The organism is Collimonas rhizosphaerae (assembly GCF_038896935.1).
Classification (GTDB): Bacteria; Pseudomonadota; Gammaproteobacteria; order Burkholderiales; family Burkholderiaceae_D; genus Collimonas; species Collimonas rhizosphaerae.
On the sequence record NZ_JBANDC010000019.1, the window covers coordinates 24943 to 40141 of the forward strand.

Below are 15199 nucleotides of genomic sequence, written 5' to 3' on the forward strand. Positions count from 1 at the left end.
CGCCGGGTTCAAAGACGTGTCTCGCCGGATCCGGCAATTCCCTGTTTCCGCACATGCGCATGACTCCTTATTGGTAGTTGAGAAGTGAGCAGTCAGTCGCCGCGGAATTTGTCTTGTGGAGGATTTCCCCGGCAGGCCTTGTTAACCTGCCCCGCGAGATAGAAAAAAGGGCCAGGCCTGCACAATTTGAAGCCATCTCGCAACCGGCGGGCGGCAGCGTGGCCCCTTTTTGATTTTCGGCGGGCATCTCTAGTGGGAGCGCTACAGCGCCGGAATTCACGTGAGGAGGGGGAGCGTATGAAGTACAAGCTGTTGCTGGCCGTCTTGGGGATATTGAGCATGGAAGGGCTGGCGCCGCATGCCCGTGCGATGGATATGCATGTGCATGGGAACCAGGTGTTCTTGTCGGGCGACGTGGTGTTTTCGGATGGTTATGTGCTGGCCGACTACCTAGCTCGCTTGCGCGCCCAGGGGCGCACCATCGATACGCTGGTGATGCGCAATTCGAACGGCGGCGCCGTCACCGGCGGTTACGACATTGGCGACCTGGCGCGGCGCCAGGGCTTGAAGACGGTCGTGTCCGGTTACTGCATCTCGGCCTGCACCATGATGTTTGCCGGCGGCGCCGTGCGCGCCTTTTCTAACCTCGACCAGCCTAATCCCGGCGACATCAGTACCGGCCACTTCCTCGGCATCCATGGCATGACCGCCGGCGATGGCAAGAGCTATGCGGATTCCAGCCGGCCCACGCCGTTCTACCAGTACTTCCTGAAAGCGATTGCCAACGGCAACCTCGCCGCCACCGACGCCCAGCTGCTGGACGACGCGTTCAGCGACCATGGCAGCGCCTATGCCCGGCTGTTCGATCCGGCCGCCGGCAACAATCCGTCCGTGTTCTGGTGCCATCCGGACTGCGCCAACCCGAAGCAATACAAGGCCTATCCAAAGGACGATGTCTACAATACCGGATTCATCACCCAGCGCACGCCCGAAACGACCACGGACGCGGTAACGCTGACCGGCCAGGCGCTGAGCGGCAATATCAATCCGAACTACGCCAACAAGTATGACCCCGCCGCCAAAAAGATGGACACGACACTGGTCGGATGGCTGGCGAACTGGAATCTGCTGGGAGCCTATCTGCCCAAGGGGGCCGCTCCTGTCCTGTCAAATGTGCCGTACCTGATCGACCTGGTTGACCAGGAGCGCAGCGCATATAACGCGATGAGCCCCGCCGACCGGGTAAAGGCGCTCACGCAGGGCTTGAACGCCGTCTACGACGATCCCAGCCAATATGACCCCGCCGAAGCCAAGAGCCAGCGCGCCGACCCGAATTCAGACTTCAACAAGGCGATCCGCGCCTTCGTAAAATACAGCAACGCGCCGCTGATCAATACCTCGGGCATATCGACCGGCGACTCTTTCGGTTTCATGACTTTGGTGAATTCCCAATGGACCCTGCCGGCGGGCATACATACCGCGATGGATGCGCTGGTGATGCAGGACAGCAGCCTGCGCCTGCGCGGCGGCGTGGTTGACATCCCGATCAATACGCTTGCCGGCCGCAGCATGGTCGAGGGAGAAGGCCGGCTCGGCGAATCCCAGCTGTGGGCGCGCATGAATTTCATGGACTACGCAGTCTTGCACCCGACCGGAAAGGGGATCGACTGGACCGGCAATCCTCGCTTGAACGATCATTCGGCGCTGGCCTTCGATATAGCGCCCAGCCAGGCCGGACAGCCTGCCTTCTTGCGGTTCGGCCTGTACGATGGCGGCAGCTATACGTCCACCAGCGGATTGAGCATCCGTTCCAAAACCGCCCAGCTTGCCTTGCATGTCACGCCCGGTTTTTACCGCGCTGCCGAATCGTACGCGCTGGTTGGTTATTCTCCCGACTTTTCCGCCCAGCTGCAGCAAGCGGTAAAGAACGGCAAGGCCCCGGCCGATGTCAGCATCGTGATCAACCGCTTCGCCCACCTGGTCCGCGCCGATGCCCAAGGCCAGCCCATCGCCGGCTACGATGTCGATCCCGCCAAGGACGCCTTCCATCCTTTCGACGATTCGCTGGTCAGCTTTCGCGTATCGCAAAGGAGCGACGGCATTTCACTCAGCACCAACGAGGCATTCCTCGATAATCCGGCATTCTGCAACCGCGCCGGCTGCGGTTTAGGTACGGCCCTCAGCAATGCTTCCCGGCAAAGCGATTCCGCGCAGGCATCGTTGCTGGGCGCACTGCAGTTTTCCAGCAACGCGCAAGCGGCGCAAGCCCGGCAACAGATCGAAGGCGCCGGTTATGCCGCCCAGCGGACTGCATCGCTGTACCTGATCAATGGCTTCAGCACGGCGCTGACGCAGCACCTTCGTTCCACCGACCGCACCGCCGAACGACAGGGCACGGCTGCCGTCGCCGCAGCGATGCTGCTCAATTCAGGCGGACCCGGCCACACGGTCGACACCGCCGGCATGCTGAATTACCTGGTTGGCAGCGACGATTCCACGACGAAGCCGGAGCAGCCGGCGAGCGACACCAGCCTTTGGGGCCGCGTGTTCGGCCACTACGGCCACCTGGGCGGACAAGACCGGATGTCGGCCTGGCGCCAAGACAGCGCCGGACTGGTCCTGGGCCTGGACCGGCGCGCCGGCGAGCAGCTGACCTGGGGCGGCTCCCTCGGTTACGGCACGCTTGCGGTGAACGGCGTCGGCAACGGCTATCGCGGGCAAACCAATGCCATCGACGGCCGCCTTTACCTGCGCTACGCAAGCGAGCGCCATTACCTGGATGCATTTGCCGGAGCGACGCACCTGACCAGCAGCGCCACGCGCTCGGTCGACCTCGGCATGTCGCAGCTGCCCTTTAGCGCGCAAGCCCAGGCGCGTTATGCCGGCAACGCGCTGTCGCTGCATGTGGAGCACGGCTGGACGTTGCAGGACCAGCGCGGATGGACATGGCAGCCGATCCTGCCGGCTGTCGACGTGGTGCGTTTGCCGAGCGTCGATTTCCGCGACCAGGCCAGCGATCCGGGCATCGCACTGTCGGCGCACGCCGACCAGGTGTTCGATACCCGGGTGGGCGCCGGACTGCAGGTAGCCAAGACTTTCACCCTGGCCTCCAAAGATTCCGCGCAGCCCGTCAATTGGACGCCGCATGCGCGGGTCCTGGTACAGCGCGCATTCGGCAACCGCGAGGGCTATTTCACCAATCATTTCGCTAACGCCCCCCAGGCCGGGACATTCGAGGTGCGCGGCCCGCAGGTCGGACCCAACCATCTCCAGCTCAACCTGGGAGTGGTGGCGCACCAGGTCGGCGCCTGGGCTTTCCTGGCCGACTACACCGGCGACATTGCCGCGCACGGCCAGGACCATGGATTGAGCGTGGGAGCGCGGTACACCTGGTGAATATGAGCGCGATGCAGCTGGCGCCACGGACTTCATGTTCAACGCCGGCTGCAAAAAAGTTTTAGCCTTGGCCCGGGCACGGCTCCGCGCAAGCGGTCAGTGCCCGCAGGATTAGTCGGCGAGTGCCTGCACATGCAAAACCCCGACAACCGGCAGCAATCCAGCCTTATGGCGTCTCCCTTTTTTGCGTGGCCGGTACTGCGCCAACGGTTTGCCAGTCATTGGGCCACAATTTGGCCCTTTTTTCATTTTGGACGGGCAAGTCTAGTGGAGCGACTGCAAGAGCCGGCGCAATGCAGCAAAGCCGGACGGCAGAGCGGGATTTGCTTGACGTTTTTGAAAGGAATGCGCAATGAGTGCCTATTCACAGCGCACAGACAGGCCGGCATTGGTCACCGAAGCAGCCGCGAACGCCACCGGCAAGCGGTTTTGTGCGCATCACCAAGGCGAGGTGGCCGCTAGCGAAGGAGGTTTCGTCGAGTGCAGCAAGACCCGGCGCTGGATTTGCTACCGCTGCCAGGAAAACCGCCGGCGCCAGCGCCTGGCGCTGGAAAAGCGCACTAAATAGGAACGGCGCGAGGCTGTCTTTGTCATGAAACTGCGAAATGCACAATGGGAAAAGCTGGAGCCGCTGATGACAGGGAAGGTCGGCGACAGCGGCGCCAGGGCGCGCAATAATCGCCTGTTTATCGAGGCTGTCTTGTGGGTTTCGGCCGGGCACCGGCTCTGGCACGATTTGCCGACCCGGTTCGGCCGGTGGAACACCACCTATATGCGTTTCGTGCGCTGGAATAAAAACGCCGTTTGGCGCCGCCTGGCGGCGCAAACGCGCGATGACCGGGAGTTGTGCGCGATGCTTGAACACATCGCTGCCTATGGCGATGCCTGGAGCATGAGAATCGCGCACCGGTCCCAAAGGGCCGATAGCCGGGACAGCTTTGCAGCAGCCATGCAGCATGTTGGCGGCCCCAAGCCGGTGCTGTCGACAGAGGACGATTCGACCTTGCACTGGCTGCGTCTGGTGAACGAGTGACATCCGCCGGCAGCCAGGATCGAGGCTACAGATAGCCGTGCGTGAAACCGGGCGACACCACCGCGGAATGAAGCAGGTTGACGACATGGTAGATGCCGAAGACGGGCAGCCCTGTGGCGGCCTGTACAGCCGTCGCGTATGGCTGCAGGTTGGTGCATTCGAACAGGACGGCTCCCAGGTCTGGCGCGTCGGCTTGCATCGCCTGGCACGCCGCCACGACATCGCGCCTGGCCTGGTCGACGTCAAGCGCATGATCGGTATCGTTGTCGGTGCCCAGGATGGTCCCGAAAGACGGGCTTGACTGCATGCCCCTGACCAGCAGCCGCCAGCCCGGCTCGATGCCGGCGGCGCGCAGGTGAGCGTCCGACAGGCTGTGCGCATCCGCGGTAACCACGCCGATGGTGCGTTTGGGGCCGAGCATGCGCCGCAGCAGCGGAACCAGGAACAGGCTTGAGGTGATGACCGGCACGCTGACAGCTTCGGCAATTTCATCCTGGACTACCGTCAGGAAACCGCAGGTGGTGGTGATGGCGCGCACGCCGTCGCGCTCCAGCCCTGTGGCCGCTTCGATAAACGACGGCAGCAGCGCGCGTGCGCGGTCGGGGGCGGCGACGATCTGTTCCGGCGTGGCGCCAGGCACGACCTGGTAGCGCACCGGGAAGTCGAAGGTAGTGGCGTTGCCGATATCGCCTGGAATGCGCGGAAATTTCGTATCCAGCACCAGGATGCCGACACTTTCCCCATAGATGGCGCGTCCGCCGCGAACGATCATGATATCTCCCGAATTGAATGCAAGTTTAAGCTAGAAGCGCGTCACCGAATAAGGCGCCGGATCGACGACAGTTGGCCGGCCGGATATGAGGTCGGCCACCAGCCGGCCGGAAACCGGTCCCGACGCCAGGCCGACATGGCCATGTCCGAAAGCATGGATCACGTCCTGGCAGCCGGACGCCGGACCAAGCACCGGGCGGCCGTCGGTGGTGGACGGCCGGTGCCCCATCCAGCGCTGGACGGCGGCCGTCCCGATTGCCGCGGCGAGCGCCGGATAGGTTGCCGCGGCGTGGCGCAGCAAGGTGTCGGCGCGGCGCCAGTCCGGCTCCGCATGCAGCCTGGTCAGTTCCACCTGGCCGGCGATGCGCAGGCCGGTCAGGGTCGATGTGTTGCCGGTCTTGGCGTCCGCCGGCATGACCGGCAATGCCAGTTCGACCGGCGGATTTTCCAGGACGATGTGATAACCGCGCTCGCTTTCCATGCAGACCTTGTCGCCGACCGACCTGGCCAGGGCCTTGGAGTGAATGCCGGCGGCGATGACGGCACGTTCGCAGGTGAGTTCGCCGCGGTCGGTAAGGACGGCGCGCAGGCGGCCGCCTTGCAGGTCGAACCCGGTCGCCGCGGCGCGCTGCAGGATGGCTCCCTGGCTTTGCGCGTGGCGCACCAGCGCTGCCACATAGGCGCCCGGATCGACGCAGTTGGCGCCTTGCTCGACCAGGATGGCGAATTGATAGCGATGGTCGAGCGCGGGAACCAGTTCGCGTATCGCCGGCGCCTCCAGCTCCTTCCAGCGCACCGCATTGTCGCGCCGCAAGCGCCAGGCCAGCGCTTCCGCCTCGAAGGCGGCGCGGTCGGGATAGGCATACAGCAGGCCGCGGCTCACAATCAGCTGCGGCACGCCGGCTTCCTGGGCCAGCGCGCGGTGCCGTGACGGCGCGTCGTGGAGCAGGGCTGACAATGCGCGCGCGGTGGCTTCGACCCGGGCCACGCTGGCGCCGGCCCAGACGAACCTGGTCAGCCAGGGCAGCAGCGACGGCAGGGCGCTCCAGCGGATGGTCAAGGGGCTGTTTTTATCGAAAAGATACTTGGGCAGTTTTTTCCACAGGCCGGGCATCGACATCGGCACCACCGAAGCCGGGCTCAGCCATGCGGCATTGCCGTAGCTGGCGGCCTGGGTCCCGCCCGGCTGGCCTGGATCAAGCAGGGTGACATGGTGGCCGTCGCGCAGCAACTCGATGGCGCAGGCAGCGCCGACAATGCCGGCGCCGATGACCACCACGCGCAAGGGGGTGGGCAGCTTCGCGGGCCGGTTCTCAATGGGATTCAAGCTGTTTCCTCGGGGTCGGGCGCTGCACTCAGCCGCCGCTATTCTTGAAGCGCGACAGGAAGCTGCGTGTCGCTTCCTGCGCCGGATTGTCGATGACGATAGCTGGCGGCCCGGATTCGACCACGACGCCGTCGCGCATGAAAATCACCTGGTCGGCGACTTCCTTGGCAAACGCGATTTCATGCGTCACCAGGATCATGGTCATGCCGTCCGCCGCCAGCGACCGGATGACGTTCAGCACTTCGCCCACCAGTTCTGGATCGAGCGCGGAAGTGGCTTCGTCGAACAGCATCACATCGGGCTTCATGGCCAGCGCCCTGGCGATCGCGACGCGCTGCTTTTGTCCGCCCGACAGCATGCCGGGATAGGCATCCGCGCGATCGCCCAGGCCAACCCGCTGCAGCAGGGCGTCGGCTGCGGCGCGCGCTTCCTGTTTCGGTATCTTCAGCACCGTCACCATGCCTTCCATCACATTCTGCTGCACAGTCATGTGCGGAAACAGGTTGAAGTGCTGGAACACCATGCCGGTCTTGGAGCGGAATTTCGCCAGGTCGCGCGCTTTCGGCAGCGCCGTCTTCTTGCCGTCGAAGACGATCGACTGGCCGCCGACATCGACCACGCCGGAGTCGGGGACCGTGAGCAGGTTGATGCAGCGTAGCAGGGTCGACTTGCCGGAGCCGGAGGGGCCGATCATCGCGACCACGGAACCCTTGCTGATCTGCAGGGAGATATCTTTCAGGACAACGTTGTCGCCGAAACATTTCTTCAGGTTACTGATGGAAATCATCGCGCCGTTCATTGTCATGCCTCCCGTCCGTCGGACATTTTTACTTCAAGCCGCTTGGCGAGGATCGTTGCCGGCAGCAAGATGATGAAATACAGGACGGCGATCAGCGAATAGATTTCCAGCGGGCGGTAGGTGTCGTGGGCGATGATCTGGCCCTGGTAGAGCAGGTCGGGCACCGCCAGCACCGACAGCAGCGAAGTGTTCTTCAGCTGCATGATGGACTGGCTGACCAGTGGCGGCGTCATGCGCTTGAATGCTTGCGGCAGCACCACGCGCCGCATCAGCTGGAGCTGGGTCATGCCCAATGCCATGCCGGCCTCCGACTGCCCGGTATCGATGGAAATCACGCCGCCGCGGATGATTTCGGAATAGAAGGCGCCGCCGTACAAGGTCAACGACAGCACCGCCGCCATGCCGGGCGTCAGTTCGATGCCGGTCAGGATCGGCAGCGCGTAATAGAACCAGATCAGCTGCACCAGCACCGGCGTGCACCTGAACAGTTCCACGTATGCCCGGAACGGTCCCGATATCCATGCCTTCGGCGACAGCCGGCACAAGCCTGTAACCAGGCCGACCAGCAATCCCAGCGCGACGACGATGACGGTGTAGCCTAACGTGTAGCCAAAGCCTATGAAAATGATGTTCCTGTACTGCCAAAGCGTATGGAAATCCCACTGGTACATGCCTGCCTCACAGCTTAAAAGTGAACCTGGGGTGGGAAAGCGGTCGGAGGTACGCCGACCAGGGTTTGCATATTGGAAATGATGGTGCTTTTCACCTTGCCTGAGGCCCTGGCTTCTTCCAGCCAGGCATTCACGGATTTGGTGAAGGCCTGGTCGGTCTGCTTGCGGATGCCGACATTGGTCGGGTTGGTTTCATCGGGAGACGGGAATACGATATGGCCGATGTTCGGCAGCTTGGTCAGCAAGGCGGTTGACAGGAGGATCACCAGCACCTGGCAATCGACGCGGCCGGATTGCAGCGCCATGGTGGCGGCAGCCGAGGTTTCAAACCGCAGCACGGTAGCCTTCGGCAATATCCTGGTGACCAGCTGGTCGTGGCTGGAGCCGACATCCACTGCGACCTTGACGGCAGGCGAATTGAGCTGCTCCCAGCGTTCAAAGTTAAAGCCCTTCCTGGCGACCACCGTGTTGTAGTTCTGGAAAATGGGGGCGGAAAAGTCGACCACTTCGCGCCGCGCCGGCGAGGGCGCCATGCCGAGCTGGCAATCGATCTTGTTGGTCTGGACGTCGAGCACGGCATTGCCCCAGGTTGTTTCCACCCACTCGGACTCGACCTTGAGATATTTGGCAAGGTCGCGCCCCAGGTCCACCATGAAACCCCGCCATTCGCCGCTTGCCAGGTCCTTGGTGAAATACGGCGAGGCACCGTTGATGGCGCCCATGCGCAGCTTGCCGGTGCGCTTGATCCTGGCGGCGGTCGATTCCGGTTCCTGCGAAAATGCCGGGCCGACTGCGGCCAGCGAGCCGATGGCAATGGTCTGGGCGATGAAATTGCGTCGATTGATTTGCATGTCTGCCTTCTGAAGGAGGATTGGCTGAAAAGGGTGTATCTGAAAAAGGGTGTATCTGAAAATACCCCGTTTGCAGCTGAAAGTCATCCGAAAATGCGCTTGCCGCTCCGCATCCATAAGCAAGATCAAGGCCCGTCGCCGCCGGCATGGCCGGCCTTCTTATCCTTGTTTTATCCATGTACTAAGATAATCTGAAAAAGATCCTTGACTCAAATTGTAGTGTGACTATAATTTCCGACGCCTTACCGGCGACAGCGCGGCTGCGATGCCAGCCGCAGCGCTGACGCTGAATATTAAAAAGTTACTCTTGGGCCAACGCCTTGCGTTGTCCGATATGGAAGTAACAAATAGCAGATACAGAAGATACGACCAGGTACAGGCCGGAGACAGAAACAATGGAAATGCCACAGCTGGGGAGCTCGATCCGCGCGCGGCGTCATGCTATCAAGAAGACGCTGGTGCAAGTCGCGGCCGAAACCGGATTGACCGCGGGCTTCATTTCGCAGCTTGAACGCGGCCAGACCAGTCCTTCCATCACTTCGCTGGTGGTGATCGCCAAGGCGCTCGGCGTGGCGATCGGCGACCTGATCAAACAACCCGTGCAATTGCGGCCGGACACCTACCGCAGCCAGCGGCAGCCGTATTCGGTGGCCAGCGGCCGCGTCAAGTACGAACGGCTGTCGACGGTCTTCCCCGGCAGCCAGGTGCATTCGGTGAAGTTCACCATGCCGGCCGGCTACAAATCGGAAATGGTGTCGCACGAAGGCGATGAAATGATCTTCGTGCTGAGCGGCCAGGTCGGCTACACGGTAGGTAAAGACAGTTATGTGCTGAATGTCGGCGATAGCCTGCATTTCGACGCCAATATCCCGCACAGCATCGAATCGCTGCCGCACGAGAACCAGGTGGCGGAAGTGATCTGGGTCGGCACCGTGGCGCTGTTCGACGGTCCGCAGTCGCCGGCGTGCCAGGAGCAGGAGCGGTTATTGCGCGGCACAGAATTTTTTTGAAGCGCAGGGCAGGCCTGTGGCATGGTTTTTGCACTTGCAAATTGATCTATTGCCACGGCCGCAGGCGCCTGGCACGAGGCCGGCAGCGATGCCGGCAATGACAGCGGAATGGAGTGACGATGTACCCAGAACCAAGCAAGCAGATATCCGATGCCGTGCAGGCGCGAGGCCGCCGTGTTTAAGCCGGCCGTCTACAGCCGGCGCCGGCAGCAGCTGAAACAGCGGTTTTCCTCCGGCCTGCTGCTGTTGCCGGGCAATACCGACGTCTCCATGAATTACCTGCATAACCATTACTGGTTCCGCCAGGATTCATCGTTTTCCTATTTCTTCGGCCTCGGCCAGCCGGACCTGGCGGCGCTGATCGATATCGACGCCGGCAGCGAAGTACTGTTCGGCGACGATCCGAGCCTGGACGACGTGATCTGGGTCGGGCCGCAAAGCTCTTCTTTTGCGCAGCGCGCCGAGACGGTCGGCGTGGCTACGGCGCAGCCGTACCAGCAGCTGGCCGACGTGCTGGCGCAGGCACGCCGCCAGGGCCGCACGATCCATTACCTGCCGCCTTACCGCGGCGAAACCATACTCGAACTGGCGCGCCTGCTGGATTGCACTCCCGAACAATGCAAGGCCGGCGCTTCCGAAAGCCTGATGGCCGCCGTGATCGCCTTGCGCGAAATCAAGGGCGACGAGGAAATCGCGGAAATAGAAAGCGCCCTGGCTGTCACGCGCGACATGCACCTCGCCGCCATGCGGCAAGCCAAGGCCGGCGCTTATGAATACCAGGTGGCGGCGGCGATGGAAGGCATCATGCGCAGCCACGACCTGCAGAACGCCTACCCGATGATTTTTTCCCGCAGCGGCGAGATCCTGCATAACCGCGACCACCAGAATCTTTTGCAGGCGGGCGACCTGGTGGTCAACGATTCCGGCGCCTCCAGCACCTTGGGTTACGCCAGCGACATCACGCGCACCTTCCCGGTCGGCGGCCGCTTCAGCGAACGCCAGCGCAGCCTGTACGACATCGTGCTGGCCGCGCAGCAATGTGCCATCGACGCCATGCGGCCGGGGGTCTCTTACCTGGAAGTGCACAAGCTGGCTGCCCGCCACATGGCGGCGGCGATGGCGGCGCTCGGGTTTTTCAACGGCACGCCGGAGCAGGTGGTGGAATCGGGCGCCTATGCCATCTGTTTCCCGCACGGCCTGGGCCACCAGCTGGGACTGGATGTGCACGATATGGAAGGCCTGGGCGAGACCCGGGTCGGCTACGACGCCAGCGTCAGCCGCAGCGAACTGTTCGGCCTGCGCAACCTGCGCCTGGCCAAGCCGCTGCAGGCAGGCATGGTGGTGACGGTGGAGCCGGGCATGTATTTCATCCCGGCCCTGATCCAGCGCTGGCAGGCGGAGGCGCGCCACGGCACCCTGATCAACTATGGCAAATTCGTCGAGCACATCGATTTTGGCGGCATCCGCATCGAAGACGATGTGCTGGTCACCGAATCCGGGGCGCGGGTGCTGGGCCCGGCCATTCCTAAAACCTGTGCCGAGATCGAAGCGCTGATGGCGGCATGAAGGTGCTAGGAACTTGCAGGTATGCGTTGTACATTGCGCTTGTGTTCCTCTCGTGAATTATTGTTAAATACACCAGTTTCACCATAACCTAAGGAAAGAGACCTATGATGAAAAGAAAACTGATCGCCAAGGCGGCGTTGCTAGCTGTCCTGTGCGCCACTGCCGGTTATGCTGCAGCGGCCAAGACCCTGGTGTTCTGCTCGGAAGGCAGCCCGGAAGGCTTCAATCCGCAGCTGTTCACCACCGGCACCACCTTCGATGCGTCGTCGGTGCCGATGTACAACCGCCTGGTCGAATTCGAGCTGGGCACCACCAAGCCGATCCCTGGCCTGGCTGAATCGTGGAGCGTGTCGGAAGACGGCCTGACCTACACCTTCAAGCTGCGCAAGGGCGTCAAGTTCCACAGCAGCGCCAAGTTCAAGCCGACCCGCGATTTCAACGCCGACGACGTGCTGTTCTCGTTCAACCGCATGGGCGACCCCAGCCACCCGTACCACAAGCTGGCTGCCGGCCAGAGCTTCGGCTACTACCTGGACATGGGCATGGACAAGATCATCGACAAGGTGGAAAAGGTCGACGACAACACCGTGGTATTCAAGCTGAAACACCCGGAAGCGCCGTTCATCGCCGACCTCGGCATGGATTTCGCCTCGATCCTGTCGGCCGAATATGCCGACAACATGAAGAAAGCCGGCACGCCTGAGGTGATCGACCGCGAGCCTATCGGCACCGGACCGTTCCAGTTCGTGTCCTATCAAAAAGACGCGGTGATCCGTTACAAGGCCAACGACGCTTTCTGGGGCGGCCGGCCGAAGCTGGACAACCTGATCTACGCCATCACCCCCGATGCTTCGGTGCGTTACGCCAAGCTCAAGGCCAACGAGTGCCAGGTCATGGCGTACCCGAAACCGGCCGACATCGAATTGATGAAAGCCGATCCGGCCGTCACCATGATGACCAAGCCGGGCTTGAACATCGGCTACATCTCGTTCAATGTGGAGAAAAAGCCGTTCGACAACAAGCTGGTGCGCCAGGCGCTGAACATGGCGGTCGACAAGCAGACCATCCTCAAGACCGTCTACCAAGGCGCCGGCGTCCCAGCCAAGAACCCGATCCCGCCGACGCTGTGGGGCTATAACGACAAGATCAAGGATTACACCTACGATCCGGTCAAGGCCAAGGAATTGCTGGCCAAGGCCGGTTACCCGAACGGCGTCGAAGTCGAGATGTGGTACCTGCCGGTCACCCGCCCATACAACCCCGACGGCAAGCGCATGGCCGAGCTGATCCAAGCTGACTGGGCCAAGATCGGCGTCAAGACCAAGCTCACTACCTACGAATGGACCGAGTACCTGAAGCGCAGCAAGCAGGGCGACCAGCATTCGATGATGTTCGGCTGGTCCGGCGACAACGGCGATCCTGACAATTTCTTCGCACCGCTGCTGGGCTGCGAAGGCGTCAAGGGCGGCGGCAATACCGCGCGCTGGTGCAACAAGGACTACGAAGCGCTGATCCAGAAAGCCAAGCTGACGCCGAAGCAGGATGAACGCGCCAAGCTGTACGAACAGGCCCAGGTGATCCTGCATGACGAGGCGCCATGGATCGACCTGGCTCACTCGGTGCGCTTCACGCCGGTGCGCAAGGAAGTGATCGGCTTCAAGATGGCAGTGTTCGCCCATCACCACTTCGAGAAGGTCGACCTGGCCAAGTAAGCCATGGCCGTGGTTTTGTTCTGATTAAGCCGCTCGCTATACGAAGTAGCGAGCGGCTTAAATTTACCGCTAGCATCAGACAGCACTGTTGCTGTCATCTTTCATCGAACAGGTAACGCCAATGTTTGGATTTCTCCTGCGCCGTGTCGGTTTGGTCATCCCGACCTTCCTCGGCATCACGCTGCTGGTGTTTTTACTGATACACCTCATACCAGGCAACGCCGTCGAAGCCATGACCGGCGAACGCGGCATGGACCCGGCCCGCTACGCGCAAATGGCGCACGACCTGGGCCTCGACCAGCCGATCTACATGCAATACCTGAATTACCTCGGCAACCTGTTCAAGGGCGACCTGGGCATGTCCATCATGACGCATACGTCAGTGCTGAGCGAATTCAAGACACTGTTTCCGGCGACGCTGGAACTGTCTTTCTGCGCCATACTGTTTGCGCTGATCGTCGGTTTGCCGGCCGGCATACTGGCCGCCCTGAAACGCAATACCGTGCTGGACTACTCGGTGATGGGCGCTTCCCTGACCGGCTATTCGATGCCGGTGTTCTGGTGGGCGCTGCTGCTGATCCTGCTGTTTTCCGTGACCCTGGGCTGGACCCCGGTCTCGGGCCGCATCGATATCCTGTTCGACGTGCCGCCGGTCACCGGCTTCATGCTGATCGACAGCCTGCTGTCGGACGATAGCGGCGCCTTCAAATCCGCGCTGTCGCACCTGATCCTTCCCACCATCGCCCTCGGCACCATCCCGCTGGCCGTGATTGCGCGCATGACGCGCTCCGCCATGCTGGAAGTCCTGCGCGAGGATTATGTACGCACCGCGCGCGCCAAAGGGCTGTCGCGGGCGCGGGTGGTGGCGGTGCATGCGCTGCGCAACGCCCTGATCCCGGTGGTGACGGTGGTCGGCCTGCAGGTCGGCACCTTGCTGGCCGGCGCGATCCTGACGGAAACCATCTTTTCCTGGCCTGGCATCGGCAAATGGCTGGTGGCTGCGATCCAGCGCCGCGATTATCCGGTGGTGCAGGGCGGCATCCTGCTGTCGGCGATCACCATCATCCTCGTCAATCTTGCCGTCGACCTGCTGTACGGCGTGATTAACCCACGTATTCGCCATCGCTCATGAACAACGTTAACGCAACGCCCGTCAGTGCGCCGCAAACTGATTCTCCACCGAAGGCAGGCGCCACCGCGCCGCCGCATCCGCTGCGCGAATTCTGGGGTTATTTCAGCCAGAACCGCGGCGCCGTGATCGGCCTTGCCATCATCATCGCGATGGTGCTGGCAGCCTTGTTCGCCGACGTCATCGCGCCGCATTCGCCGATCGAGCAGTTCCGCCAATCGACCCTGGTGCCGCCGGTCTGGCAAGCGGGCGGCAGCAGCCAGTTCCTGCTTGGCACCGATCCGGTCGGGCGCGACATGCTGTCGCGCCTGATCCACGGCGTGCGGCTGTCGCTGCTGATCGGCCTGGTGTCGATTTCGCTGTCGCTCACCACCGGCGTGCTGCTGGGCCTGCTGGCCGGTTATTTCCGCGGCCTGGTGGAAGTCGCCATCATGCGCCTGATGGACATCATGCTGGCCTTGCCGAGCCTGCTGCTGGCGATTGCCGTGGTCGCTATCCTCGGACCAGGGCTGATGAATGCGATGTACGCGATTGCCGTCGTGATGCTGCCGCATTATGCGCGGCAGACGCGCGCCGCGGTGATCGGCGAGATGTCGCGCGATTATGTCAGCGCCTCGCGCATCGCCGGCGCCGGCACCTTGCGCATCATGTTCAACTGCGTCCTGCCCAACTGCCTGGCGCCCTTGATCGTGCAAGCCACGCTCGGCTTCTCGTCCGCCATCCTGGATGCGGCGGCGCTGGGTTTCCTCGGCATGGGCGCGCAGCCGCCGACGCCGGAATGGGGCTCGATGCTGGCCAGCGCCATGGAATTCATCCAGAGCGCCTGGTGGGTGGTGGCTTTCCCCGGCCTGGCGATCCTGATCTCGGTACTGGCGTTCAACCTGATGGGGGACGGCTTGCGCGATGCGCTCGACCCCAAACTGAAACGATAAGG

The 15199-nt window shown here is 62.3% G+C and carries 13 protein-coding genes; 8 read left to right on the forward strand and 5 right to left on the reverse strand.

Going from position 1 to position 15199, the window contains the following annotated elements; genetic code table 11:
• The first annotated feature begins 297 nt into the window (after positions 1-297).
• The 3 genes from V8G57_RS21535 to V8G57_RS21545 all read left to right on the forward strand — a co-directional run bounded on the left by V8G57_RS21535 (position 298) and on the right by V8G57_RS21545 (position 4429).
• Complete coding sequence (locus V8G57_RS21535; protein WP_342831131.1) at positions 298-3396, forward strand: autotransporter domain-containing protein; 3099 nt, start codon at positions 298-300, stop codon at positions 3394-3396.
• A 352-nt stretch (positions 3397-3748) separates the two neighbouring features.
• Positions 3749-3964: a hypothetical protein gene (locus tag V8G57_RS21540; protein ID WP_092393467.1), complete on the forward strand. Its 216-nt coding sequence runs from the start codon at positions 3749-3751 to the stop codon at positions 3962-3964.
• A gap of 24 nt (positions 3965-3988) precedes the next feature.
• Positions 3989-4429, forward strand: a complete 441-nt coding sequence (locus V8G57_RS21545; RefSeq protein ID WP_342831132.1) for a transposase — start codon at positions 3989-3991, stop codon at positions 4427-4429.
• Between the two features lie 25 nt (positions 4430-4454).
• Here the strand turns inward: V8G57_RS21545 and V8G57_RS21550 are convergent, their stop codons facing one another.
• The 5 genes from V8G57_RS21550 to V8G57_RS21570 are packed head-to-tail and all read right to left on the reverse strand — an operon-like array spanning position 4455 to position 8848.
• The gene (locus V8G57_RS21550; RefSeq protein ID WP_342831133.1) at positions 4455-5201 is read right to left on the reverse strand and encodes an aspartate/glutamate racemase family protein; all 747 of its coding nucleotides are present in this window, start codon (positions 5199-5201) and stop codon (positions 4455-4457) included.
• A gap of 30 nt (positions 5202-5231) precedes the next feature.
• On the reverse strand, positions 5232-6527 hold the full coding sequence (locus V8G57_RS21555; protein WP_342831134.1) for an NAD(P)/FAD-dependent oxidoreductase: 1296 nt from the start codon (positions 6525-6527) through the stop codon (positions 5232-5234).
• Positions 6528-6555: 28 nt separating this feature from the next.
• Positions 6556-7314 carry an amino acid ABC transporter ATP-binding protein gene (locus tag V8G57_RS21560; protein ID WP_175500872.1) on the reverse strand — a complete coding sequence of 253 codons (759 nt, stop codon included), beginning with the start codon at positions 7312-7314 and terminating at the stop codon, positions 6556-6558.
• Between the two features lie 14 nt (positions 7315-7328).
• On the reverse strand, positions 7329-7997 hold the full coding sequence (locus V8G57_RS21565; protein WP_342831135.1) for an amino acid ABC transporter permease: 669 nt from the start codon (positions 7995-7997) through the stop codon (positions 7329-7331).
• Between the two features lie 14 nt (positions 7998-8011).
• On the reverse strand, positions 8012-8848 hold the full coding sequence (locus V8G57_RS21570) for a transporter substrate-binding domain-containing protein (RefSeq protein WP_342831136.1): 837 nt from the start codon (positions 8846-8848) through the stop codon (positions 8012-8014).
• Positions 8849-9243: 395 nt separating this feature from the next.
• Between V8G57_RS21570 and V8G57_RS21575 the strand changes: the two genes are divergently transcribed.
• From V8G57_RS21575 to V8G57_RS21595, 5 genes are all read left to right on the forward strand, one after another.
• Entirely contained in the window at positions 9244-9858 is a 615-nt protein-coding gene (locus tag V8G57_RS21575; protein ID WP_092393491.1) for a helix-turn-helix domain-containing protein, read from the forward strand.
• Between the two features lie 174 nt (positions 9859-10032).
• Positions 10033-11424, forward strand: coding sequence for an aminopeptidase P family protein (locus V8G57_RS21580; protein ID WP_342831137.1), 1392 nt, complete (start codon positions 10033-10035; stop codon positions 11422-11424).
• 104 nt (positions 11425-11528) lie between these two features.
• Positions 11529-13136: an ABC transporter substrate-binding protein gene (locus V8G57_RS21585; RefSeq protein ID WP_371326541.1), complete on the forward strand. Its 1608-nt coding sequence runs from the start codon at positions 11529-11531 to the stop codon at positions 13134-13136.
• 121 nt (positions 13137-13257) lie between these two features.
• Complete coding sequence (locus tag V8G57_RS21590; RefSeq protein WP_092393601.1) at positions 13258-14268, forward strand: ABC transporter permease subunit; 1011 nt, start codon at positions 13258-13260, stop codon at positions 14266-14268.
• Positions 14265-15197 carry an ABC transporter permease subunit gene (locus V8G57_RS21595; RefSeq protein WP_342831140.1) on the forward strand — a complete coding sequence of 311 codons (933 nt, stop codon included), beginning with the start codon at positions 14265-14267 and terminating at the stop codon, positions 15195-15197. The genes V8G57_RS21590 and V8G57_RS21595 overlap by 4 nt, the downstream gene beginning before the upstream one ends.
• Positions 15198-15199 lie beyond the last annotated feature (2 nt).